The sequence below is a fragment of the Shewanella hanedai genome (assembly GCF_007197645.1).
GTDB lineage: Bacteria > Pseudomonadota > Gammaproteobacteria > Enterobacterales > Shewanellaceae > Shewanella > Shewanella hanedai.
Genome location: NZ_VKGK01000009.1, coordinates 1 through 23,802 on the forward strand (window position 1 = coordinate 1; position 23,802 = coordinate 23,802).

General features: G+C 43.4%; 23 protein-coding genes and 1 pseudogene. 16 read left to right on the plus strand and 8 right to left on the minus strand.

Translation table 11 applies throughout. The annotated features are described in order from the left end of the window. The 4 genes and pseudogenes from FN961_RS08985 to FN961_RS09000 all read left to right on the plus strand — a co-directional run. Positions 1–542, plus strand: a 542-nt coding sequence (locus tag FN961_RS08985; RefSeq protein ID WP_483409541.1) for a transposase, incomplete at its 5' end; no start/stop codon positions are given. A 249-nt stretch (positions 543–791) separates the two neighbouring features. Next, entirely contained in the window at positions 792–1,517 is a 726-nt protein-coding gene (locus FN961_RS08990; protein ID WP_143564223.1) for a transposase, read from the plus strand. A gap of 301 nt (positions 1,518–1,818) precedes the next feature. Next, on the plus strand, positions 1,819–2,214 hold the full coding sequence (locus FN961_RS08995; protein WP_143564224.1) for a hypothetical protein: 396 nt from the start codon (positions 1,819–1,821) through the stop codon (positions 2,212–2,214). Positions 2,215–2,428: 214 nt separating this feature from the next. Further along, positions 2,429–2,548, plus strand: a pseudogene (locus FN961_RS09000) (transposase); the annotation flags it as partial. A 124-nt stretch (positions 2,549–2,672) separates the two neighbouring features. Here FN961_RS09000 and FN961_RS09005 read toward each other — a convergent pair. Beyond that, the gene (locus FN961_RS09005) at positions 2,673–3,560 is read right to left on the minus strand and encodes a haloalkane dehalogenase (RefSeq protein ID WP_143564225.1); all 888 of its coding nucleotides are present in this window, start codon (positions 3,558–3,560) and stop codon (positions 2,673–2,675) included. Positions 3,561–3,661: 101 nt separating this feature from the next. Here FN961_RS09005 and FN961_RS09010 point away from each other — a divergent pair, with 101 nt between their 5' ends. Then, complete coding sequence (locus FN961_RS09010) at positions 3,662–4,180, plus strand: MarR family winged helix-turn-helix transcriptional regulator (RefSeq protein ID WP_143564226.1); 519 nt, start codon at positions 3,662–3,664, stop codon at positions 4,178–4,180. Between the two features lie 47 nt (positions 4,181–4,227). On the opposite strand, the gene FN961_RS25810 is transcribed toward FN961_RS09010, so the two are convergent. Next, positions 4,228–4,386 carry a hypothetical protein gene (locus FN961_RS25810; RefSeq protein ID WP_185972763.1) on the minus strand — a complete coding sequence of 53 codons (159 nt, stop codon included), beginning with the start codon at positions 4,384–4,386 and terminating at the stop codon, positions 4,228–4,230. 139 nt (positions 4,387–4,525) lie between these two features. After that, complete coding sequence (locus FN961_RS09015) at positions 4,526–5,089, minus strand: NapC/NirT family cytochrome c (RefSeq protein WP_144039994.1); 564 nt, start codon at positions 5,087–5,089, stop codon at positions 4,526–4,528. 405 nt (positions 5,090–5,494) lie between these two features. Here FN961_RS09015 and FN961_RS09020 point away from each other — a divergent pair, with 405 nt between their 5' ends. From FN961_RS09020 to FN961_RS09045, 6 genes are all read left to right on the plus strand, one after another. After that, the gene (locus FN961_RS09020; protein ID WP_143564227.1) at positions 5,495–5,983 is read left to right on the plus strand and encodes a hypothetical protein; all 489 of its coding nucleotides are present in this window, start codon (positions 5,495–5,497) and stop codon (positions 5,981–5,983) included. A gap of 166 nt (positions 5,984–6,149) precedes the next feature. Further along, the gene (locus FN961_RS09025) at positions 6,150–6,572 is read left to right on the plus strand and encodes a DUF2057 family protein (protein ID WP_143564228.1); all 423 of its coding nucleotides are present in this window, start codon (positions 6,150–6,152) and stop codon (positions 6,570–6,572) included. 181 nt (positions 6,573–6,753) lie between these two features. Next, the gene (locus tag FN961_RS09030) at positions 6,754–7,188 is read left to right on the plus strand and encodes a hypothetical protein (RefSeq protein ID WP_143564229.1); all 435 of its coding nucleotides are present in this window, start codon (positions 6,754–6,756) and stop codon (positions 7,186–7,188) included. A 257-nt stretch (positions 7,189–7,445) separates the two neighbouring features. Beyond that, entirely contained in the window at positions 7,446–7,862 is a 417-nt protein-coding gene (locus FN961_RS09035; RefSeq protein ID WP_143564230.1) for a heavy metal-binding domain-containing protein, read from the plus strand. Positions 7,863–7,884: 22 nt separating this feature from the next. Beyond that, complete coding sequence (locus FN961_RS09040; protein ID WP_143564231.1) at positions 7,885–9,546, plus strand: efflux RND transporter periplasmic adaptor subunit; 1,662 nt, start codon at positions 7,885–7,887, stop codon at positions 9,544–9,546. A gap of 14 nt (positions 9,547–9,560) precedes the next feature. Continuing rightward, entirely contained in the window at positions 9,561–12,695 is a 3,135-nt protein-coding gene (locus FN961_RS09045) for an efflux RND transporter permease subunit (RefSeq protein WP_143564232.1), read from the plus strand. Positions 12,696–12,771: 76 nt separating this feature from the next. On the opposite strand, the gene FN961_RS09050 is transcribed toward FN961_RS09045, so the two are convergent. Further along, positions 12,772–13,566, minus strand: a complete 795-nt coding sequence (locus tag FN961_RS09050; protein WP_143564233.1) for a VOC family protein — start codon at positions 13,564–13,566, stop codon at positions 12,772–12,774. Between the two features lie 200 nt (positions 13,567–13,766). Between FN961_RS09050 and FN961_RS09055 the strand changes: the two genes are divergently transcribed. Beyond that, complete coding sequence (locus tag FN961_RS09055) at positions 13,767–14,180, plus strand: globin family protein (RefSeq protein WP_143564234.1); 414 nt, start codon at positions 13,767–13,769, stop codon at positions 14,178–14,180. Positions 14,181–14,193: 13 nt separating this feature from the next. Continuing rightward, positions 14,194–15,390, plus strand: coding sequence for a GGDEF domain-containing protein (locus tag FN961_RS09060; RefSeq protein ID WP_143564235.1), 1,197 nt, complete (start codon positions 14,194–14,196; stop codon positions 15,388–15,390). A 59-nt stretch (positions 15,391–15,449) separates the two neighbouring features. On the opposite strand, the gene FN961_RS09065 is transcribed toward FN961_RS09060, so the two are convergent. Together FN961_RS09065 and FN961_RS09070 are read right to left on the minus strand one after the other, a co-directional pair. Continuing rightward, positions 15,450–16,670, minus strand: coding sequence for an HlyD family secretion protein (locus FN961_RS09065; RefSeq protein WP_143564236.1), 1,221 nt, complete (start codon positions 16,668–16,670; stop codon positions 15,450–15,452). Beyond that, complete coding sequence (locus FN961_RS09070) at positions 16,663–17,022, minus strand: MFS transporter (RefSeq protein WP_143564237.1); 360 nt, start codon at positions 17,020–17,022, stop codon at positions 16,663–16,665. Before FN961_RS09070 ends, FN961_RS09065 begins: the two co-directional genes overlap by 8 nt. A gap of 133 nt (positions 17,023–17,155) precedes the next feature. Here FN961_RS09070 and FN961_RS09075 point away from each other — a divergent pair, with 133 nt between their 5' ends. Beyond that, a complete protein-coding gene (locus FN961_RS09075; protein WP_143564238.1) occupies positions 17,156–18,163 on the plus strand; it encodes a helix-turn-helix domain-containing protein in 1,008 nt (335 codons plus the stop codon). A gap of 328 nt (positions 18,164–18,491) precedes the next feature. On the opposite strand, the gene mtr is transcribed toward FN961_RS09075, so the two are convergent. Next, entirely contained in the window at positions 18,492–19,748 is a 1,257-nt protein-coding gene (mtr, locus tag FN961_RS09085) for a tryptophan permease (protein ID WP_143564239.1), read from the minus strand. 110 nt (positions 19,749–19,858) lie between these two features. Then, complete coding sequence (gene plsB / locus FN961_RS09090; protein WP_143564240.1) at positions 19,859–22,282, minus strand: glycerol-3-phosphate 1-O-acyltransferase PlsB; 2,424 nt, start codon at positions 22,280–22,282, stop codon at positions 19,859–19,861. A 318-nt stretch (positions 22,283–22,600) separates the two neighbouring features. On the opposite strand from plsB, the gene lexA reads away from it, so the two are divergent. Together lexA and FN961_RS09100 are read left to right on the plus strand one after the other, a co-directional pair. Further along, complete coding sequence (gene lexA, locus FN961_RS09095) at positions 22,601–23,218, plus strand: transcriptional repressor LexA (protein ID WP_143564241.1); 618 nt, start codon at positions 22,601–22,603, stop codon at positions 23,216–23,218. Further along, a complete protein-coding gene (locus FN961_RS09100; protein WP_143564242.1) occupies positions 23,215–23,727 on the plus strand; it encodes a cell division inhibitor SulA in 513 nt (170 codons plus the stop codon). The genes lexA and FN961_RS09100 overlap by 4 nt, the downstream gene beginning before the upstream one ends. Positions 23,728–23,802: the final 75 nt, after the last annotated feature.

Sequence of the window (23,802 nt, forward strand, 5' to 3'; positions counted from 1 at the left end):
TTGCTCGAATGGCTAATAAAGAAGACAAATGCACAGGTCGATTCTGGGAAGGTCGCTTTAAAAGCCAGGCCTTGCTTGATGATGCGGCAGTACTGGCTTGCATGGCATATGTTGACCTCAATCCTATCAGAGCTAAGATGGCGAAAATACCTGAGACCTCTGACTTCACCAGCATACAACGACGTATAAAGGCCGCATTTAATGGTGAGCAGCCAAAATCACTGCTGCCATTTGTGGGCAATGAGCGCAAAAATATGCCTAAAGGTCTGATGTTCAGTGCTCAAGATTACCTGCAGCTGGTTGATGATACTGGTCGTATTATTAGAGATGATAAACGTGGTGCCATTAGCCAAACATCACAACAGATACTGGATAGGCTCAATATTCCTCAAGAGAACTGGCTAAAACTCACTACAGATTTTGGACGGTTATTTAAGGGCGCTGTAGGGACTCTGCAAGAACTTGATGTTTACTGTGAGCATTTAGAGAAAAAACGCAGACAGGGCGCAGCAAACTGTCATCGATGGCTAGACAGCGCCTAACTCCACCATTTCATAAATTGCATAAGAATTAGCATCAAACTCCTGTTTGATGCTTTTACTGCCTACTTTTCAGAAAATCCCTCCAACTCTTTCCTTCAAATTAATTTCTATTAGCACTCAATGAGGTGATCAACCTCAGAAAGAAAAAAGAGCTTCATTTTTGATATACAAGGGCATTTACTTTTGTGAGAATAAAAATGGGTGTCTTGATAAAACCTTGAGAATAAAAATGGGTGTCTTGATAAAACCTTGACTGATAGAGAAGTGGTTGAGCATTGGCATCACTTGTTTAAAGGGACTGATATCACTCGAAAGTTTGCCAAAGACGAAGTAATAGAGAGCTTTGAGGTTAATAGTCTAAAACATTCTATTGCCCTATATCGAAGTAGATTATGTGATATATCCTGGTTTATGCGAGCTCTCAATGAACCCATTGCTCGAATGGCTAATAAAGAAGACAAATGCACAGGTCGATTCTGGGAAGGTCGCTTTAAAAGCCAGGCCTTGCTTGATGATGCGGCAGTACTGGCTTGTATGGCATATGTTGACCTCAATCCTATCAGAGCTAAGATGGCGAAAATGCCTGAGACCTCTGACTTCACCAGCATACAACGACGTATAAAGGCCGCATTTAATGGTGAGCAGCCAAAATCACTGCTGCCATTTGTGGGCAATGAGCGCAAAGATATGCCTAAAGGTCTGATGTTCAGTGCTCAAGATTACCTGCAGTTGGTTGATGATACTGGTCGTATTATTAGAGATGATAAACGTGGTGCCATTAGCCAAACATCACAACAGATACTGGATAGGCTCAATATTCCTCAAGAGAACTGGCTAAAACTCACTACAGATTTTGGACGGTTATTTAAGGGCGCTGTAGGGACTCTGCAAGAACTTGATGTTTACTGTGAGCATTTAGAGAAAAAACGCAGACAGGGCGCAGCAAACTGTCATCGATGGCTAGACAGCGCCTAACTCCACCATTTCATAAATTGCATAAGAATTAGCATCAAACTCCTGTTTGATGCTTTTACTGCCTACTTTTCAGAAAATCCCTCCAACTCTTTCCTTCAAATTAATTTCTATTAGCACTCAATGAGGTGATCAACCTCAGAAAGAAAAAAGAGCTTCATTTTTGATATACAAGGGCATTTACTTTTGTGAGAATAAAAATGGGTGTCTTGATAAAACCAACCTGGTGTGTCTAGGTGTGTGATAAACCAACAGCAGGAAGAGCTTGGCAGGCTAAATTACCATCAGAAAAATTTGGAAAATTATGAAATTAATTGAACTCGTTGATGGCTTTCCTCATCAAGAAAGTGTGAAGTTATTTAAACAGGAAATAAAAGGGCTGACGGAAAAGGAGTTACTAGAGCTATCTATTCCATTACTAGATAAAACGGAAGGGAGAGGAAGGGTAAGCTTGGTTAAGATTCTATCTATTGCACTTAAAAAGGAATCTAGCCTTTTGGTAATTTTAGATATTGGTTGTAAAAAGAAACTTGTTAGTGAGATTGGTGAATGGCTTAATTTTTTAGTCCCTAGAATAAGTTTTAATAATCTTATTAAGTTAGTTGATAGCTATAAAAACTATGACATGGATATTGTCAATATCATACTTTACAAGCTCCAATTTATCATAGAGCCGGATAAGCTTAGAGAGTTTGAATAGTATTTCTTATGGAATTATATGGCCACCCATAGTTCTGGATGAATAATCAACCTCTGACTAAGCTTTCATTATCGCTTTAGGAGGAGATTGTAATGGCCAGACCAAGAAGTACATTAATCAGTATCGAAAGAAAAAATTATATGCCCACCCATAGTTCTGGATGAATCATCAACCTCTGACTAAGCTTTCATTATCGCTTTAGGAGGAGATTGTAATGGCCAGACCAAGAAGTACATTAATCAGTATCGAAGACACGCCATTTTATCACTGTGTGTCTAGGTGTGTGCGTAAAAACTTCTTAATGGGTATTGATAAAGACACGGGTAAATCCTATGCAAAATTATATGGCCACCCATAGCTCTGGATGAATCATCAACCTTCTAGCTAAGTTTTACCCGCGAATTCAAGTAGGAGGTTCCCCCCCTACCACACAACTCTAAGTTAACATCTCAACATTACTATTCAGGTAACCACTCTAAAATAGCTTCGCCTATCTCATGGGGAGAGTCTTCTTGGATGAAATGGGCACCACTTACCGTGACTTCGGTTAAATTTGGCCAGGTTCGGACAAAGTCACGGGCATAGCCAACCAGAAATGCGCCAGGTTCTGCATTAATAAATAATTTAGGGATCGATGTAGAGTTTGCCAAATAGTCCGCATAGCTTGCGACTATGGCAACGGTATCTGCTGGTTCCCCCGCGATGGGTAACTGTCGAGGACCTGCCAGTGTCGCTCTTCTATCTTCTCCAGATTCCAAAAATGGTCTGCGATATTCAGCATGCTCTTTGTCACTTAAAGGTCGTGAGATGGTTGCTGGTAACAGGGTTTCAATAAAAAAGTTTTCATCTAAAACGAGTTTATCCCCTTCGGCAGAGCGTAAGGTTCCAATAGGACCATGGAGTTCTTTTGGAAACTCATCCCAAGTGGGGAATGGGGTGACAATCGCTTCCATAAAGGCAATGGCTTTAACAGCACCTTGATGTTGGTTGGCCCAATTGAAACCAACGCCAGAACCCCAGTCATGAAGTACTAGAGTCACATTTTTCGTTACGCCAAGTTCTTGTAAAAGAGCAAACGTGTACTTGCTGTTTTCCGACAAAGAGTAGTTTCCCTCTTCGGTATTATCTAACTTATCTGAATCTCCCATACCGATCATGTCGATTGCAATTAGGCGCCCCTTCCCCTCTAAGTAAGGCATCACGTTGCGCCATAAATAGATAGACGTTGGATTACCGTGTAGAAACACAATGGGATCCCCCTTGCCTTCATCGACATAAGCCATTTTTTTGCCTAAGACTGTTTTGAATTTTTTTGTGTATTTTAGTATTTCTGAATTGGTTTTCATTTTCTCTGCTCTTTCATATTTACATGACTGAGTCACACATTAATCCGTATTACTTTATTTGTCACTATTTATTTATGAGTGAGTCATATATAATTAGCGCTATGAAAGATGAAAAATACATATCAAATTTAATCGGTGCGTTTGCAACCTCTGTATCTACTGCTATTGAAAGTCAGATTTCAGAGCTTGGTGGACGTAGCTTGAGCCATGAAGCTGCCTTGGTGGCCATCCATAACCACCCTAATGAAACTATTGACGTCTTAAGCAAGGTATTAGGGTTAACGCATTCAGGTGCCGTTAGACTGATCAATACCTTGGAGCAAGAGGGCTTAATTGCGCGGAAAAAATCAGTACAAGATGCGCGCTCAGTGGTGTTGTGTACAACGCAAGAAGGTAGTGAGCGAGTTGCGGAGATACTCAGTAGCCGTGAAGCCGCCATTGTTAAGGTGTTAGATCACTTTAGTGAAGAACAAAAGCAGAGCTTTACGAAACTGCTTGAGGTCGCGATGGGCAATTTAACCGATAAACAGAGCGAAGCCAGACGCATTTGTAGATTGTGTAATGAAGGTGTTTGTAGAAAATTAGGCTGCCCAGTAGAGGGATCGATTAAGCCACTGTAAGTAACTGCTTCAACGCCGATGCAATGTTCTATGATGACTTGCAACAGCTAAGCACTGTCGAATTGATAACTATTATGGGCTGAATTACTACACAGTGATGATGCAAGACGACTTTTAGTCATCTCAACACTAGACACTAAGTATTTCGTCCCCGATACAAACCCACTCCGACACCGTCCATGGTGTTCGCGGATAACTACATCCATGTACAAATACTCCTCGTAATCCATCCATGGCGAGTTGCATAAATGTTCCAGACACAAAAAAGCCCCGTTGATAACAACGAGGCTTCTAATTAGCTGAACACAATCTAACTCTGCATCAGCCTGGATAAGTACTCAATACTTAGCCTTTTGGATATACGTGTGCAACGCCTTTATGACAGTCAACACAGGTCTTACGCTTGTCAGCATCTTTCTTGAAGTTGTTGCTGTGCATTCTCTTCGCCATCTTCTTCATTGTTTCAGGCTGATCTTCGTAAATGCGCGTGTGACAGTGCTGACAGTTAGCTGAATCAGTATCTTTAAAGTACTTAAGCGCTAGGTCGGCTTGTTCTTTACGATTTTCATCTAACCATGCTTGCGTGTTAAAACCGTCAATCGTTAAGTAACCGTAAAGATCTTTAGATACGATGATTTTCTTAACTAGATATTTAACTGGGTTGTGTGGCAAGTGACAATCTTGACACTGTACTGTCACGCCAGCGCTTCCTCCACCGTGAGCAGAAGCAAGCACTTCATCTTTCAAAGAGTGGTTGCTGTGACAGCTCATACAAAACTCATCTGTACTTGTCGCATGTAATGTTTGTTGTGTAGCAAAATAGCCTACTACACCGACAACAATACCTACCACTAACAGGGCTAATATCGAGTATTTCGCGCTTGGTCTAAACAGTGCCCGTAAGTTCATCACTCTTCTCCAGAATTTGAATTATTATATTTGAAACTTATTTTACTTCATCACTTTATGCCCGAATTATAAACCAGATCTTGGTCATTAATCTGGCTGCAATAGTACAAAATGAGACCTAGCTCTAACTCTATTTTGATAAATATAGAAATTGGCGCTTTGTTCAATTTATATTCACAGTTGCTTAAGTTGGACTTTAGCCTTGCATTTTGCAAGGGAATACCCTAGTTAATTGATATAGAACAATTTTTATATATTTTCAGTTATTTTTTATACTTATTGAGTCGTTAAAAGAAGTTAAATCATAAATTTATAAATATTAAATTAAATATGAAACTTATTTCTGAGTGGCTAGGTCTATTACCACAAGGCACTCAAGCACCGTTTAAGGAAACATAGGGAAATATGTCGAAGCAATTAGCACATTTGGTATTAATCATCTCTCTGGTTGGGCAGTTTTTGCTTACTCCAGCGATGGCTATGCCCAGCTTATTGCATGCATTTAGTCATACCCAAATGGTTATCATGGAACATCATTCAAGCGAGATGACAGTTCTATTGAGCACATCACAACAAAGTGCGCTGTTAGATCAGATGCCTCCCCAGAGTAGTACTTCACTTGATATCAGCAGTAACGAACAAAGCTGTGACATGATGATGTCTACCATGCAGATGTCAGATGATGCCGGTGTCGTTATCGATTGCGATGCTTTATGCGAAATGATGGGCTCTGGAGAGTGTGCTTCACATTGTGCCAGCGCGACAGGCATCTTAATTCAAGCCAAATTTGCGCTAGCGTTGCCAGAATCGAGTACCCCAATTCAAACAGGTTCATGGTCGAAGCAAACCGCTGAACCCGCTCCCTTTACTCCTCCTCCAATACGAACAGTTTAGCGCTACTGCCTTTAAGGCTGCGCAAAAATACAATTCAGCCATACTTTTTTATTTTAAATAGAGTCGACATCTGTGTCTGAATTAAGTCATGCCTATCCTATTGGCTGATGATATCGACACCATTTACGCTCGCTCTGTTTAACGCTAGTTTTACTTGGAGTTCAATATGAAAACATTAATTACTGCTGTAGCCCTTACACTTGCAAGCTTCTCATCTCTTGCTGCCAGCGTGTCGTTCCCAGAGTCTTTAGATATCACCGGGGTCAACGGTCAAACTAAGTTCAATAATCGTCAAGTGCAGCTCAATCAAGGAGAGAATCTCATTGAGCTTAAATATTATGATATTTTCGAGGTCAACGCAGATGACTCGGGAGCTTGGGTAAAATCTCAACCTCTATACCTATTAATGACATCTGATAGTCAAGAGCAGTACCAAGCCTTCACGCCTACTATCGACACGGAAGAGGAAGCCTATGCATTTATCAATAATCCAGTCATCACACTGACCGATACTGCAGGGGTGGAAAAAGAGATCGCCTTACTGACTCACCACCAGCTTATGTCTCAACTATTATTTGCTAAGCAGTAAGTTACACTCGGGAGCGATTGGATATTCAATTGGCTCTCATTTTAATTACGTGGCCGGTGCATCGACAGAATGAATAAAATCACACCAAATGCTTAATAAGATTAAGTAAAAAATGTGAATTCAGTCGATGTACTAATCCATACTCATGGTAGACTAGCCATAATTCATTATTGGAAGCTTTATGTTTACGTTTCTGTGTCGTCATACATTATTAGCCTTAACCCTGCTCGCTATGCTGAGCCAAGGGGTATTTGCTAGTGGTTCTATGATTGATATGTCGCAAACACATGAAGTATCAATGTCGGGTTCACACCATGACGCAATGATGAGTATGAAAGATGGAGCGACTTGCCACACAGAGCTGACAGATGAACCATCTCATTGCTGCGATAATGGGCAAAACAGTATGCTTCCCGGCGCTGCTCAGAATTGTTGTGATGGCGACGGTGCCTGCGAAGGTGATTGCAGTCATTGTCTTGTTGTCTCGGTGACAGGCACTCTATTCAGTTCTAAACCTTGGTCAGGGTTTAGTCCCTCTGAGTTTGTTATGGCCACTCCAATGCCTCATTTCCACTCTATATCTCTGCCTCAAGATATCAGACCTCCAATAGCATAACTTAAGGCGGCATCAGCCCCTTATATTTCAGTCTAACGGACTGAACATATGCTTTATATTTAAACAATTTATTTATCGCTTCAATTGATAACCTTGGTATAAACTCAGTCAGCCGAACGCTCTGTATAAAAGCGACGACTCTGTTCATCTAATGCGCTTATCTGTTGTGATTACATTTATTTTAGCCCTTGCTTATCATGATGATTTTTATCGCTTTAGCGATGACACCATAAGCAAAGGCAAAATGGAGTTATTCAATGAAAACCCTTTTAAGTCTAATTTTATCCGCTTTTATCTTTGTATCTATTGTTCCTGTGACCTTTGCTCACGAGCATGCTGAACATCAACAACATGCTCAACACCATGAAATGAAAACCGACCATGCTTGCCCAATGCACCCAGAGGTTACGGGCAAACAGGGAGATACTTGCCCTAAATGCGGTATGAACCTCACCCAAAATCAGGCGGCATCTGAGCAACATAAAAATTGCACATCTTGCCCGAAACATAAGACTCACTCTCATGAGCATGGTGAAACAGCCAATACTCACGCATGCCCGATGAACCCGTCTATCACGGGAAAAGAAGGCGATACTTGCCCTAAATGCGGAATGAACTTGGAGCCAATGCAGGCCAAAGCTGACACTAAGTCAGCAGAACACCACAAGCATTAATTTAGGCTGGAGATGAGGCATTATGAGTCAATTAGAGATGAACAATAAACGCAACAAGCTAGCTTATCTGCTTAGCCTATTTATGGTGGTGACCCCGCAGTTAGCTCACGCTCAACCATTATCAGCTCAGGCAACGACTGAGGACAAACACGAGCTGCATGAGCACAAGCATGCATCGGCGACTTATGTATGCCCTATGCATCCTGAAGAGACCAGCCATGAATCTGGCAGCCGCTGTTCTATCTGCAACATGTTCCTCCTTGAAACAGAAGAGGAGGAAGAGAAAGGTTCGCCAAACGAACTCTTAGCCATGGAACAGAAAACGTATGTGTGCCCTATGCATCCTGAAGAGACCAGCCACGAGGCTGGTAGCCGCTGCTCTATCTGCAACATGTTCCTCCTTGAAACAGAAGAGGAGGAGGAAGAAAAAGGTAAAATGGATCACTCTGCTCATGACATGAATACCATGTCAGCAGAAGATCACTCAGGCCATGCACATCAGGCAGCGACCACACCTGCTGATGCAGTGTTTAATGACGCTAAACCTGCTTCATTAAATGATGGTAGTAACATTAAGTACGTCTGCCCGATGCATGCTCATATCATTAGCGACGTCCCTAGCACTTGCCCTATCTGTGGGATGAACCTTGAGAAAGTCGAACTTAGCGGTGGCGGAAAAGAGATACAAATTGAGGTATCGGGTGGCATGCAGCAAGCCCTAGCCTTAAAAGTTGCGCGAGTCGAAAAAGATACGTTGTGGAAATTTGTTCAGACCGTCGGTCAAGTTGATTACGATGAAAGTCAGATAAATCACCTCCATGCACGTGTTAACGGCTGGATAGAGAAGCTCACCATCACCTCCGTCGGTGACAAGATCACCAAGGGCCAATTACTCTATGAGATCTATTCTCCAGAGCTTATCAATGCACAAGATGACTTCCTATTGGCGCAGGACACGCTCAAACGTGCAGGCAATGATGAAAGTTACAAAGACTTGGTTCGAAAAGCTGGCCTAAGACTTGAGCTACTCGGCTTTCAACCACAACATATCAAAGCCTTGGCTAAATCTAAAAAGACCCAATATCGCGTACCATTTTATGCTCAACATGATGGCATAGTAAAAGCGCTAAATGTCAGAGATGGCATGTATATACAACCTGAAACTGAAGTTATGTCAGTGGTAGATCTCTCTAGAGTCTGGGTTATTGCTGATGTATTTGAAAATGAGCAGAGCTGGTTAGCTGTAGGACAAAAAGCGGAAATCTCAATCCCCGCGATGGGCATTAAGGATATTGAAGGCAAAATTGACTATATCTACCCAGAGCTAGATCCCGTCACCCGAAGCTTAAGGGTACGTATTGTTGTCCAAAACTCAGAGATTGAACTCAGACCTAACACGCTAGCCAAAATAGGCATCTTCGGTGGTCCTAATGAAAATGTACTGGTGATCCCTCAAGAAGCCCTTATTCAAACAGGCAAAGAGAATCGCGTCATCGTCAAACTTGAAGATAATAGCTTTACCGCCCGTAAAGTGACGGTTGGGATGCTAAGCCAAGGCAAAGCTGAAATTAAGGAAGGACTTGCTGAAAATGAACGCGTAGTCACTTCGGGGCAATTTCTTCTCGATTCAGAAGCCAGTCTTAAGGGCAGTTTAATGCGCCTTAGCAGCGGCCACCAGCACTAGGAGGATTAGATATTATGCTTAAGAAAATAATAGAAGCCTCCATTAAACAGAGATTCATGGTGTTGATTATCACCATCATGATCACGGTTTGGGGCGTACAAGAGCTCAGAAATACGCCTCTGGATGCCCTACCGGATCTCTCCGATGTGCAGGTGATAATCAAGACGCCTTTCCCGGGTCAAGCACCTAAACTCGTTGAGGAGCAGGTCACCTACCCGCTCTCAACTGCAATGTTAGCAGTGCCTGGCGCCAAAACGGTTCGTGGCTACTCCTTTTTCGGTGACTCCTATGTTTATGTCATCTTCGAAGATGGCACCGACATCTACTGGGCTCGATCTCGCGTACTGGAGTATCTGAACCAAGTCAGCAGTCGCCTACCTCAAGGGGTTCAACCTTCTCTTGGGCCTGATGCTTCCGGTGTCGGTTGGATCTTTGAATATGCCTTAGTCGATCGTTCTGGCAATTTGGATCTGTCACAACTCAAAAGTTTACAAGACTGGTACCTCAAGCTTGAATTGCAAAGTGTGGCTGGTGTTTCTGAGGTCGCCACTGTTGGCGGCATGGAGCAGACCTATCAGATAGTGATAGAGCCAGATAAATTAGCTATTTATAAGCTCGATATCGCATCGATAAAAGATGCGATCTCTAAGTCGAATACCGAAGCCGGTGGTTCGGTTATCGAGATGGCTGAAGCTGAGTATATGGTTCGAGCCAAAGGTTATCGTCAGACCTTAGATGACTTTAGGGAGATCCCACTGGGGATAACCAGTCCGTCAGGCACGGGTCTATTACTCAAAGATGTGGCCACGGTGCGTAAAGGCCCAGCCTCACGACGTGGTATCGCAGAGCTAGATGGTGAAGGTGAAGTGGTCGGCGGTATCATTGTGATGCGTTATGGTGAAAATGCCTTAGCGACCATCGAAGCGGTTAAAAACAAGCTTGAACAGCTCAAGTCAGGTTTGCCGGAAGGGGTGGAGATCATCCCGACCTACGATCGCTCACAACTTATCGAAAGCTCTGTCGAAAACCTGTTTCATAAGGTTATCGAAGAGATGTTCGTCGTCGGTATCGTCTGCCTACTCTTCCTATTGCACGCTCGCTCAACCTTAGTTGCGGTCATCACGCTACCTTTGGCCATACTTATCGCCTTTATTGTGATGAATAAGATGGGGGTGAATGCCAACATCATGAGCTTAGGCGGTATTGCCATTGCCATCGGTGCGGTGGTCGATGGTGCGATAGTCATGATCGAAAATATGCATAAGCATCTGGAGCATTTTGAGGATAAACATCAACGTCGGCCCAACAATAGTGAACATTGGAAAATCGTCTCCGAAGCATCGACTGAAGTCGGGCCTCCGCTGTTTTTCTCGCTGATTATTATCACTCTTAGTTTCGTGCCTGTATTTGCTCTTGAAGCACAAGAGGGACGTTTGTTTAGTCCACTGGCTTACACCAAAACCTTTGCGATGGCGGCAGCGGCTCTGCTCTCTATCACTTTGGTGCCGATTCTTATGGGTTTCTTTATACGTGGCAAGATCCCCAAGGAGACCAGCAATCCAATTAGCCGAGTGTTAATTGCAATGTATAAGCCCTCACTGACACTGGTACTCAAATTCCCAAAAATGACGCTAGTTGTCGCCTTAATGGCCTTGATGAGTGCATGGTATCCGTTAAGCAATATAGGCAGTGAATTTATGCCTGAACTCGAAGAGGGTGATCTGCTTTATATGCCGACGGCACTACCTGGGATCAGTGCCAGTAAAGCCGCTGAAATCTTGCAGCAAACCGATCGTTTAATAAAAACAGTGCCTGAAGTCAAACGTGTATTCGGCAAAGTCGGTCGCGCAGAAACGGCAACAGATCCTGCACCTCTAACGATGCTAGAAACCACCATAATGCTTAAACCGCGAGATGAGTGGCGTGAAGGTTTTGAACTTAAAGACATCATTGAACAACTGCAACAGACGGTAAAAGTACCTGGGCTGACTAATGCGTGGGTTCAACCAATCAAAACCCGTATTGATATGCTATCGACAGGGATTAAAACCCCGGTTGGCATAAAAATTACTGGCGCTGATGTTGATGAGTTGCAGAAAATAGGCACCAGTATTGAAGCTATTCTTAGCAAGCTACCCAATACAAAGTCAGCCTATGCAGAGCGTGTTGGCGGTGGCAGATATATCGATATTACGCCTAAGTTAGATGTGGCTTCTCGCTACGACATGACCTTAACCGATATTCAAGACGTGGTGCGTTATGCCATTGGCGGCATGGATATAGGCGAGTCAGTTCAAGGGGCTGAGCGTTACCCAATTAACCTACGTTATCCGCGAGAGTTAAGGGACAACATCGAGAAGCTTAGGGAACTGCCAGTGATCACCAAAACAGGTCATTACCTGCCATTGCGTAATTTGGCTGATATTGAGATCACCGATGGTCCACCCATGCTTAAAAGTGAAAATGGTCGTCTCATCTCTTGGGTCTTTGTCGACATTGAAGGTACCTCAATTGGTGAATACATTGAGCAAGCTCAAGCGGCATTGGACAGTGAACTTGTTGTTCCGCCACGATATAGCTATGTGTTTGCGGGTCAGTATGAATACATGCAGCGAGTGGATGCCAAGTTGCAGAAGGTCATTCCGATGGCGCTGGGCGTGATCTTTATCTTGCTGATGCTCACCTTTGGCTCAACGCTACAAGCTAGTATCATCATGATCAGTCTACCTTTCGCTTTAGTCGGCAGTACTTGGTTGCTCTATTTCTTAGATTTCAACATGTCTGTTGCTGTCGCCGTCGGCATGATAGCCCTAGCAGGTGTTGCCGCCGAGTTTGGTGTGGTCATGTTGGTGTATTTAAATAACGCCATTAAGCACAGAAAAGACACCGCCAGTTATGAGTCGGTAAACGACCTCAAAGAGGCCTTAATAGAAGGTGCCGTAATGCGTATTCGTCCTAAGGCGATGACAGTGGCGACCATCTTCTTCGGGCTCTTACCCATTATGTGGGGCACTGGTGCCGGTAATGATGTCATGCAAAAAATAGCTGCACCTATGGTGGGTGGCATGGTCACCGCACCATTACTGTCGCTGTTCGTGCTGCCAGCACTGTATTTGCTGATCTACTCACGCAAGCTTAATAAAGTATAAAGCGATCATTAGAGTTACTGTAAAACAAAACGCCTGCTCACATGAGCAGGCGTTTTTCATTAGGTTAGATCAATCATTAGCTTTCTGAATTAATCGCTATCACAGAAAAGAAGCCACCTTGAGGATCGCTAATCACACTAAAACGGCCGACATCGGGGATATTTGTCGGGGGCACACAAACTTTTGCGCCCAGCTTAGTTGCCTTATCCGCGGCTTCATCACAATCTTCAACAGCAAAATAGAGCATCCAGTGTGCAGGCATCGCTCCCCACTCCTCTGTCATCTCCATCATTCCACCAAATGGGACATCTTCAACCGACCACTGCGTGTACTCAAAGTCTGGCATCGCATCTCGACGAGATTCCCAACCTAAGGCCGAAGCATAGAATGTTTTCGCACCTTGGCTATTACGGCTCGCCAGTTCCACCCAGCATAAACTTGAATTTTCATCTTTTCGAGTCGCACCAATCTGATCTCCGGCCTGCCAGATAGCAAATTGAGCTCCTTCAGGATCACTAAGAAGCGCCATTCGCCCAGCAGTGCCCACATCATGTGGACCCAACACTAGATTGCCTCCAGAAGAGATAACCGATGACACAGTGACATCAACATTATCTACTGCAAAATAGACAGTCCAAGTCGTCGGCACTCCCTGATCTGACATGTCAGCAGGCATCTGATAGGCAGCACCAATATCATAGCGCTCTCCTTCAACTTCCAAAGCAAGGAGAGAATAGACGCCATCGGGTATCGGTATATCCTGCACTTTCCACCCAAAAAGATCGCTGTAAAACTGTTTGCCAGCAAGTGCATCCTGACTCGCAAGTTCAACCCAACAAGGCTGTCCATGAACGTATTGATTCACCTTCATTGATCTATCCTTAACATGTATGAATATGAGTGTTTCACTGCATTTAGTTAAGCTTGTTTTAGGTTTTCTGTCTATGCTAAATGAGATAGGCAAAAAACCATTCGTAAAACAAGCTAATACTTAAAGCGCTATGATTGATATGGTGCGTCTATCTCACGTTCAATCTGGGATACGATGAGATATTAAATTGAGGGTAGCACATGCCATTGACACAAAGACAAATCGAACTAGTTCAACACTCCTTTAGCTTAGTTGAACCCATCTCAGAGCAAGCTGCAGACATTTTCTATGATTCATTGTTTAAAATTGATCCCAGTCTTAGACCACTTTTCAAAAGTAACATAAAGGCGCAAGGTCGCAAGCTGATCACCATGTTAAAAGCGGCCGTACAGGGATTAGAAGATCTCGACGCTTTAGTCCCCGTGCTAAAACAACTAGCCCAAAGACATAACGGTTATGGCGTCAAAAAAAGCCACTTTACTCCGGTAGGAAACGCCCTGCTCTACACCTTAAAAACGGGGCTAGGCAATGAATACACTGATGAAGTTAGACAAGCATGGATTTCAGTCATCCATATCGTGGCTGACACAATGAAAACAGAAATTCAGAACTAGCCAACTCACTAAATTGTCTGCTTTTTATCACAGATGTCGTTATCTCTTTCTTCCTATTTTCTTTACAGGCTTATCACTGATCCTTTTTCAGCTCTCTCAACCCAAGCTCCAAGCTTGGCAAGAGACCCTTGTTGAACTCCCTTATTGGTTACTCTCAATCGTTACATTAATTGCAATACAGTTTAATCGAAGCCGGTTAGCCTATTTGGCTATCCTACTGCTCGCTTACTATGTATGTATAACAGAGCCTAGACTTACCATCGAAGGGTTAGGTCAATATTCAGATCTCCTCTTACTGGGTGGTGCGCTTACCATCACTTGGTTTGCTTTCATTAAGGACAGAGGTTTACTCTCTTCCCACACCTTAGTGCGAACCATTGGAATTATACTTTGCTTCGCAGCTGCTTTTGGTTGGATCTGGGCAAACTCACATTACAGAACACAACTCGACAATTTTTTGCCAGCGCTTATCAGTCATGAGATACGTTTATTCATCCCCTTGTACTTATGTGCTTTATTGGTGCTACTACGCGGGATCTGGTCATCGAACTTAATCAGCACTGCAATCTTAATGACCTTACTGATTTGGGGAGGGCATTTTCTACTGCCCAATCCACTTCCTATCTCTGTCTCAATGTCAGCATTGGCAATCATTTACCTATTAACGGTATTAACAGAATCCTACTTTTTAGCTTATCGAGATGAGTTAACTGGACTTGCCTCTCGTCGGGCACTCTATAACTTGGTCCTTTCCTTAGGCCAAAAGTACAGCGTCGCTATGTTGGATATTGACCATTTCAAAAAGTTTAATGACACTTATGGCCATGATGTTGGTGATCAAGTATTGAAGCTGGTCGCCAGTAAAATTGCAGAAGTAACTGGCGGTGGTAAAGCGTTTCGTTATGGAGGAGAGGAGTTCACTATCGTCTTCTCTCGCAAAGACGCCTCATCGGTATTGGCTCACCTTGAAGGCGTACGTGAATCGATAGAGGAGTACGACATCGTTCTTCGCGATGAGAAACGTAAGAAGCAAACCAAGGCAAAGCGGGCTCAGGCCCAAAGCAAGAGTGGTAAAAAGACTGTTAGTGTGACAATTTCGATTGGCGTTGCCGATCATCAACATGGTGAGAACTTTGATCAAACAATGAAAAATGCAGATTTAGCTCTATATCGCGCGAAACAGAAAGGTCGAAATCAGATCTGCATTTAACATGAATTCTAGTTAACTTTGACCCAACTCCTGTATTGACAGTGAGTTGGGCATGATATCTAAATCGAGTAGAAGTAATATACTTGTGACTTCATTCTTATAATTATCCCGCGGATCACATCTAAAAAGTTGAGTAATGCTGTGGGTTTCTCGCCCGATATCCACGCTAAACCGACGGCACCCACTGGCAGATCGTACTCCCCCTCTTCCAGTTTAAGGCGCACAAAGTGATGCTTGTTATTGAGGTTCTGACCGGTTGTTTGCCGCACATTATCATCTCTGGCTAATAAACTCCCTTGTGCTTCACCCGTGGCTTCAACAATCCCCTCAACCTGAGCACGGAAAACCTTACCCGGATAAACAGCCGAGGCAAACTCTGCACTCTGACCCACTTTGACGTTACGTATCGCCTGGTGATTAACTCTCATCAGGACATATTTCTCATCGGTGTACATTTGAATACGCGGTGCCAGACCAACATACTGCCCTTCTCGCATAATAAAATTAGTCAGGTAACCGTCTGCTGGAGCGTACACCTTAGTGCTATCTAACTCCCATTGCGCCTTTGCTAGGTTTTCAATTTGTCCCTCGAGATCGGATTGCTTACCTGCAACTGCAAGATGGGATTTCTCTATCTCCAAAGCCGCTTTGTGCTCTGCAAACTCCGCCTTTTCAACACTGGCAAGATAGCTATTAACCTGAGCTTGCCCCAAGGCGACTAAGGTTTGTTGCTCATCTAATTGGCTCTTGGTAATCGTGTCTGGCACCACTCGATTTTGTTCGATGTATCGAACAAGTGTTTTCTCTTTCCAGCTTAAGTCTTCCTGCGCTGCAATGACTTGGCTATGGCTAATTTTAGTATCAGCCAACACACTCTGATGTTGCTTCAATGCGAGTTTCACATCTTCATCGGCAAGCTTTAATGCGACTTTTGCCGATTTTAGTGCCACTTCAGCCTTGTTTAGCGCTATTTGGTACGGCTCATCATCCAATTCATATACGAGTTGTCCTTTTTCAATTCGCTGGTTTGGCACAACATAGATATGCTTCACAGAGCCCTTAATTTGGGTCGATGCCGGACGTAACTGAATGTGAGGTGACTGAACCAATGAGCCACCAGAGAGATCCATCGGGGTAAAGTTTAGTAAGCCCACCCACACAAATAGCAGCCAACCACCGCCACCAATATAGGAAAAAGCCTTAGAAAATTGATTCCACGGCATGCCGACTAAACGCAATAGGTAGATAAAGAGAGCCCAAACGGCTAAACCTTCAAGCATTATTGGATACCTCTTTCGCTGATTGTTGTTCATTGATGGCTTGTTGATCTATCAGCTCTGATTTTTCATGCCAGATATCCCTCAACTTCCTTAACGCTTTTTCGCCATCCACAAAAGCAACGAAAACCGCCAGAACCCAAACCCAATGCCAGACAAATCCAATCCATGTGAGCGCGGTGATCAACCCTATCTGATGGTGATCCTCTTTATGTGCTTTATTGATAGGAAGCTCGTGGATTTTCCAGAAGCCCACACCAACAGCAGTAACTGTAGCGACCATAACAACAAGAGCGACAATATGGAGCGCTGTATCAGCACCTGTATCGACAAACGGCATTCCAAATAAACTCATGTAAAAGGCCTCTAAACAATATCAATGAGCACAGTCTGGCTTTTATCCATAAGCAAACAAGGCATACAGGCTAATTGTATCAATTTGAAGTTATTAATGATTAAATTAGCCCTCATCAATCAGGCCATTACCCATGAAATTTAACGCTTCATTTATTCGCGTCTGTTACTTAAAGCCTGTATTTGATGGCATGAAGCAGATATTTGGCATCAGTCACCAAGATCTTAATATTCCAGATGCACTGATGAAAGAGCCGATGGCACTCATCCCCTTTACGCAAGTCGGCCAGTGGCTAACTCAACTTGCAGAACTTAGCCAAGATCCTTGTTACATGGTCAAACTCTACGAGTATCTTCATTTCGATCGATTAGGGATAAGTGGTATCGATCCACTGGGCACTCCTGACATCGTCATGAGCATACGAAGGATCAATTACGGCATTAATAGTCTGCATTCGGGGGCGAGTTATTATGTGAGCCAATCGGGCAAGATAATGAAATGGTGTTATAAGACCGCTTACCTGTCTAAACACCAAAAAAGTCATGACTCCCTCAGAGTCGCGATTATGTTGCTCAATGCCCAACGCCATTTTCTTGGAAAGGAGTATCAACCTATTCGGATCCAAATAAGCGGTTCCAGTATAGGGCATCAGCAGGTTTCAGAGCTATTTGGCTGTACTGTCATTTGGAACGCACCGCACACCGAGATCTGGTTAAATATAGAAGAAACAGCTCAGTCAATAAGTCTAGAACAGACCTGCAATGCTCCAGTCACCATGCCAAGATCTCTGTTTGAAAAATACCTCAATATGCCTCAACCCCATGATGACCCAAAAGTGCTGTTTGAAATGATTAACTATTCTCGTTTCTATGGCCTGCCAACTCTCAAAACCGTAGCCCAACTTTTTGATATATCAGAGCAGCAACTACAGCGCCGCTTGCAGGGGCTAGGATTCAGTTTTTCTAGTCTGTGTAACTATATTTTGAGTAACCAAGCAGTCAAATACATGTTGGATGGTAAAAAGGTAGAAGAGATAGCCAGTTTATTAGGGTATGCCAACCAGCAAAGTTTTAGCCGAGCTTTTAAGAGACTAAGGAAATCCACTCCACAACAGTATTTGGATAAGCTGAACCTGGAGTAACTTGGACACAAAAAAGCCCTCATGAAGAGGGCTTGTAGTTCAGATGCAGTTTTTTGTTTTATACCAATCAGTATAAAGATGTGATCGCTCAGCGAGAGTTTAGCGCTTCTGAGGTAAGGCAACGAGTGAGAAGCATAGTTGTTCTACGTTTAAGCTCGTTAACACAGCATCAGAAGCGCTAAAACTCGCCCTTTGGGTGTGTTTTTGGCTACCTACTTCTGCGTTGAATGAACTCACAAGGGAATAACCATTCCATCATCCAGTCGCCTTGAATTAGATTGCCAAAAGCCACACTGAGTAGATCACTTTCTTATACTGATTGGTATTATTAACCATAAACAGGTAGTAAATCAGCCATCGCTAAGAGATGACAAGCGCCAGTGATCAGGCCAAATAGCATCACGATGACAATAACCACATTACCACCTGGTACTTTAAAGCTCGTCGCATCAGGAAATTTCTTTCTGATCTTGTACGCCATCAACGCAGGTACAATTGCAGTCCAGATTGTCGCTGCAAGGGCTGCAAAGCCAATCGCGACTAAAAAGCCGTTAGGAAATAGCAGTCCGAGTACAGTAGGAGGTAAAAAGGTCACTGCAGCTGTTTTAAAGCGTCCAGTTCTCGACTCGTCAAAACCAAAAAGATCAGCAAGGAAGTCAAATAAGCCTAAGGTCACACCAAGAAACGAAGAGGCAACGGCCAAATTTGCAAAAATTGTCAACATAGTCGTTAGCCAGCTACTGCTCATCACATCTGATAACGCAGAAACCAACACGCCCATATTACCGCCTTGAGCAATAATATCGACAAACTCAATGCGAGAAATGTTCCCCATTGTCGCCACTAACCAGCAAACATAGATCACAAACGCGATAAGGGTACCGATAACGATCGCTTTGATAATGGTACAGGGATCTTTACCGTAATATTTTACTAAACTGGGCACGTTACCGTGATAACCAAAACTGACCAAACCAAACGGAATAGCAGCTAGCATGTAAGGCAGAAACTTATCTTCCCCGCTAGGCATAAACAACTTTACGGTATCAACATCAATGAGCAGATCACCTATGGCAAGGAAGAAGGTAATAATCATGCCACCTAGCATCACAGTTGTGATCCTATCGACAGCCTTGGTGCTAATAAAGACAATAAACGCCAAGCCTAGAGCAAACACTAAACCAGCAATACTTTGCGGCAGCTCTATTCCTGAAGCTTGTAGACTCTGGTTAACGACTGACCCACCACCACTGATGTAAGCATAGGCAAGAATATAGAGGACAAAAGCGATAGATAAGCCATTCACGATTCGCCAAAAGTTACCTAAGGTTTCACGTGTGAGCGTGTCGAAACTTGCACCAGGTTCGAAATGAAGATTAGTCTCAAGCAGTAATAAACCTGAAACTAACATGCAAAACCAAACACCCAGCATCATGAGGATTGAGTAGCTAAACCACATACCAGCACCGACTACAGGCAAAGAAAACATCCCTGCACCGACAGCAGTACCCGCAATAATCATCGCGCCGCCAAGTAACGACTTACCAGCAACCTTATCTTTGGCTGCATTCATATGATTGGCCATATAACCCTATTTCTCCAAGTGTAAACGATGGCCAATGATTGCCAATATAACGAAATGCCTTTTTAACTCATGGGGCTGATTTACAGCCCCAAATTTCAAGCTATTGCTCATCAAGCAGATCTCTCCGCAGCGACACTGTCAACAATGGTTTGTCTAACAGATGCTCTTAATAAGCCATTAGCGTGAGCTCTAATTCTCTGTACGTCAGCCTTATTGCCGTTATCTTTTAAGTACCCAAGATCTTTTAACTTCACGCTCAACGTTCTGTACAAGTTCTTGTCATAGAATTCAGGGGCTGTGATGTCATGTAAAGCACCTAGACGCTTAGCTAATCGGTGACTCTGAGCTTCAAGATCTGAACGCTCCATCTCAGGAGAATCAGCTAGCAAGTTAAAGATGATAGCGTAACGCTGTAAAGTCTCACTCACCGTGCCTGCCAATAGCAATAGTTGGTTGATCTGAGTGTCAACAACAGTGAAACCTGCACCTTCAGTGACCAGCTCTTGCTCAATAAACAGATCGAGTATCCGCTCAACTAATTCAGCAGTATCCTCAACACCCATAAACAGTTCGGCCTGAAGCAGAGGATAGAAATCTGCGGTGATCGCTATTATCTCAGCTCTTGTGATCCGCTCATGTTGAGTCAAACAACTAGCAACAAGTGAAGGGATGATCATCAAGTGAATAATGTTGTTACGGTAATAGGTCATCGCAATTGAGATACTCTCATCAATTGAGACAATATCGCCTAACGGATCGCTGTCTAACTGGAACTTTTTAAGTTCTAGACCCTGTGTAACCAACTGTTTACCATCACCTTCAACCACTGAGGTGTATGAAGTGTAAGGTAGGTCTTTCAGCAATTTAAGATACAGATCCAGTTGCTTCTCAAGCTGACTTCTTTCCAGTGCATTCTGCTCTGAAGCTAACAAAACTAAGCTAGTCAGCGTCACTGAACTCACAGCGGCAGCATCGTTAATGTTAGTCATTACCTGATTTGCAAGCGTGTTCACCACAGGCGTTAACCATGTTGGTTTCTGCTCAGGATCATTTGCGATCTCTGCACGCCAATCGGGAACCTGCTCATTGAGGAAGTTATGTAAGGTGATTGGCTTACCGAAATTGACATAACCTTGGCCAAAGTTGCTCAACTTACGCAAAGCACCAAAAACCTGCCAAACAGACTCTTTCTTTTTCTTCTTACCACTCAATTCTTTATGATAAGTGGCGACTTCCATCACGTGATCATAACCAAGATAAACAGGCACAAGTGTCACAGGACGTTCCATACCGCGCAGAACACTATTAAGTGTCATTGCGATCATTCCTGTTTTAGGTGCAAGTAAGCGTCCAGTTCTAGAACGTCCACCTTCGGTGAAGTACTCGACCGAATAGCCTTTGGTAAATAGTTGATCTAAATATTCACGGAAAACGGCGGTGTACAGCTTATTCCCTCTAAAGCTTCGACGAATAAAGAAAGCACCACCTCGACGGAACATTGGGCCAGCTGGCCAGAAATTCAAATTGATACCAGCAGCAATGTGCGGCGGCACCATACCTTGATAGTAGAGAATATAAGACAGTAACAGGTAATCCATGTGGCTTCGGTGACAAGGAACATAGATGATTTCATGACCATCATGATGCAATTGCCTGATCTGCTCAGCACCTTTGATATTGATCCCTTTATAGAGCTTATTCCATAACCACGTCAGGAATCGCTCAGCAATACGCACCAAACTATCTGAATAATCAGCAGCAATCTCATCTAAGTACTCCATCGCTTTGGCTCTGGCTTCGACTTCGGAGATCTTCTTATTGGTTGCCTCTTCTTGGATCGCCTTTTTTAAGGTTTCGGAGTTAATCAATGCATGGAAAAGGGCTTGTCTCTTTGGTAACACAGGACCCGTCATCACTTTACGCTGACGGCTAAAATGCACACGTGCGACACGAGCAAGTTTCTGAGCGATACGCTTATCTGTACCATGCTCATCCGCCATGTAGCGGATCGAAACAGCATTAGAAAACTGCACAAAATTATGTCGACCTAAGAACAAGATCATCAGACATTTACGCAACCAGGTTGGATTTTCACGTTCAAGCACAGCGGCTTTCATGGTGTCATCTTCTTTACCAGGAGTTCTTCCCCAGTAAAGACTGACTGGTACAAGTTGAATATCCAGCTCTGCGCTATTTTTATGCGCCTTTAATAAGCCCATAAAACTACTCAGAAAGAACTCATTACTCTCTCTTTTCCCCATCAGAGGCTTAGCCCCTTCAAGACAAACGACTCTAGGAGTAGATTCCCCTTCAACGACAAGCGGATCATAAGGGCTAGGTAAACCTAACTCACCAGTGATTTCACTGAGCGCAGCGATATCGCTTAGAGATTCAGTTTTCATGACGTAAACGAGTGGCTTTTCAGGATCTAAATTAAGATCTTTGAAAGGCTCATGAGGCACGACAATAGTGTGCACCAACTTTTTCTGAAGCCAGCGTAGTGATTTAAACCAAAGAGAGTCTTGTTTCGACATTATTCTTATGCTGTGAGTTTTATTTAATAACTGCATAGAGTACCAGAAATTGAATAATTCCACCAAATTAGCTAACCAAAATGATAAGCACCACCACTCATTATCAACAATTAACCCCACTCTTTATGAATAAAAGCCTACTATATAAATTAATGGCGCCTCCTCTCTAACTCAATATCCATGGATGTCTTGGTCAAAATAGTTATGCATGACACAAGTCGTCGATATAACAAATAGCTGCGTAAACTTGGTTAATACTTGCACTGCATTAAATACTGTATATACTGACAGTTACTGTATAGAAAGACAGGATTAACCATGAGACCATTAACACCACGACAAGCTGAAATTCTTGAACTAATTAAGTGCAATATTGCAGAGACAGGTATGCCACCTACCCGTGCTGAGATTGCCAAACGTTTAGGTTTTAAAAGTGCCAACGCTGCAGAGGAACACCTCAAAGCCTTAGCTAAAAAAGGCTGTATTGAGATTATACCCGGCACATCTCGTGGTATCAGGCTAACTCAGGTGATTGAGCCTGAAGAGCCCGGTCTACCTCTAATTGGGCAAGTTGCTGCAGGCGAACCAATCTTGGCCCAAGAGCATGTAGAGCAACATTATCAAGTTGATCCAAACATGTTTCACCCCAGTGCTGACTTTCTACTTAGGGTACGCGGTGACAGCATGAAAAATATCGGTATCCTCGAAGGTGATCTTCTAGCCGTTCACAAATCTGACCAAGCCAGAAATGGCCAGGTTGTTGTGGCCAGGGTTGAAGATGATGTCACTGTTAAGCGTTTCGAGAAAAAAGGCAACACAGTCTATCTTCACGCTGAAAATGAAGATTACAGACCGATAGTCGTTGACCTCACTAACCAAAGCCTAAGTATTGAAGGATTGGCTGTCGGTGTAATTCGCAATGGAGATTGGCAATGAATACATTAATCGGCAACGGCCCTAGACACCCTGGATTATGGTTAGATCTCGACACTCATCACTCGAGTCAGCTGCAATCAAGCACTATCTCAACCGTCACAACCCATACCCATGGACGCGATGAACTACGTCAAGTAAGTGCTCAACTTGCCACATTAAGCCATCAGGGACAGTGGATCGTATTAATCAGCCCACCTAATATTGGTTACAAGCAAGTGTTAGCTGAAGCAGGGGTTAGAATGAACCGAGTCTTACTGGTCCATGCTAAAGATGAAGTCGAAACACTATGGGCAATGGAAAAAGCACTGACCAGTGGTACTTCAAGCGCGGTACTATGCTGGACTCAATCTTTAGATGCACGTGATAACCGCCGTCTTCAAATTGTTGCTAAGAGTGCCAGAGCTCTGGGCATAGTGATAGAAGATACCAGTGCAGCTTTGCCAATAGAAGCTCGTAGCCGCTTACTAGATTCCGCTATAAAACCAAGTTTGTTTAGCTCTGTTCACTAATATGCCAGTTAAATAATAAGCTAATAAACTGACTTCAAGCCCCTTAATGGGGCTTTTTTGTATCTAATTATTTTT

What these genes read in the sequence shown, in the direction of transcription:
- FN961_RS08995 (WP_143564224.1), top strand. Translation starts at nt 1,819, where the DNA reads ATGAAATTAATTGAACTCGTTGATGGCTTTCCTCATCAAGAAAGTGTG.
- FN961_RS09005 (WP_143564225.1), bottom strand. Translation starts at nt 3,560, where the DNA reads ATGAAAACCAATTCAGAAATACTAAAATACACAAAAAAATTCAAAACA.
- FN961_RS09010 (WP_143564226.1), top strand. Translation starts at nt 3,662, where the DNA reads ATGAAAGATGAAAAATACATATCAAATTTAATCGGTGCGTTTGCAACC.
- FN961_RS25810 (WP_185972763.1), bottom strand. Translation starts at nt 4,386, where the DNA reads ATGGATGTAGTTATCCGCGAACACCATGGACGGTGTCGGAGTGGGTTT.
- FN961_RS09015 (WP_144039994.1), bottom strand. Translation starts at nt 5,089, where the DNA reads ATGAACTTACGGGCACTGTTTAGACCAAGCGCGAAATACTCGATATTA.
- FN961_RS09020 (WP_143564227.1), top strand. Translation starts at nt 5,495, where the DNA reads ATGTCGAAGCAATTAGCACATTTGGTATTAATCATCTCTCTGGTTGGG.
- FN961_RS09025 (WP_143564228.1), top strand. Translation starts at nt 6,150, where the DNA reads ATGAAAACATTAATTACTGCTGTAGCCCTTACACTTGCAAGCTTCTCA.
- FN961_RS09030 (WP_143564229.1), top strand. Translation starts at nt 6,754, where the DNA reads ATGTTTACGTTTCTGTGTCGTCATACATTATTAGCCTTAACCCTGCTC.
- FN961_RS09035 (WP_143564230.1), top strand. Translation starts at nt 7,446, where the DNA reads ATGAAAACCCTTTTAAGTCTAATTTTATCCGCTTTTATCTTTGTATCT.
- FN961_RS09040 (WP_143564231.1), top strand. Translation starts at nt 7,885, where the DNA reads ATGAGTCAATTAGAGATGAACAATAAACGCAACAAGCTAGCTTATCTG.
- FN961_RS09045 (WP_143564232.1), top strand. Translation starts at nt 9,561, where the DNA reads ATGCTTAAGAAAATAATAGAAGCCTCCATTAAACAGAGATTCATGGTG.
- FN961_RS09050 (WP_143564233.1), bottom strand. Translation starts at nt 13,566, where the DNA reads ATGAAGGTGAATCAATACGTTCATGGACAGCCTTGTTGGGTTGAACTT.
- FN961_RS09055 (WP_143564234.1), top strand. Translation starts at nt 13,767, where the DNA reads ATGCCATTGACACAAAGACAAATCGAACTAGTTCAACACTCCTTTAGC.
- FN961_RS09065 (WP_143564236.1), bottom strand. Translation starts at nt 16,670, where the DNA reads ATGCTTGAAGGTTTAGCCGTTTGGGCTCTCTTTATCTACCTATTGCGT.
- FN961_RS09070 (WP_143564237.1), bottom strand. Translation starts at nt 17,022, where the DNA reads ATGAGTTTATTTGGAATGCCGTTTGTCGATACAGGTGCTGATACAGCG.
- FN961_RS09075 (WP_143564238.1), top strand. Translation starts at nt 17,156, where the DNA reads ATGAAATTTAACGCTTCATTTATTCGCGTCTGTTACTTAAAGCCTGTA.
- mtr (WP_143564239.1), bottom strand. Translation starts at nt 19,748, where the DNA reads ATGGCCAATCATATGAATGCAGCCAAAGATAAGGTTGCTGGTAAGTCG.
- plsB (WP_143564240.1), bottom strand. Translation starts at nt 22,282, where the DNA reads ATGTCGAAACAAGACTCTCTTTGGTTTAAATCACTACGCTGGCTTCAG.
- lexA (WP_143564241.1), top strand. Translation starts at nt 22,601, where the DNA reads ATGAGACCATTAACACCACGACAAGCTGAAATTCTTGAACTAATTAAG.
- FN961_RS09100 (WP_143564242.1), top strand. Translation starts at nt 23,215, where the DNA reads ATGAATACATTAATCGGCAACGGCCCTAGACACCCTGGATTATGGTTA.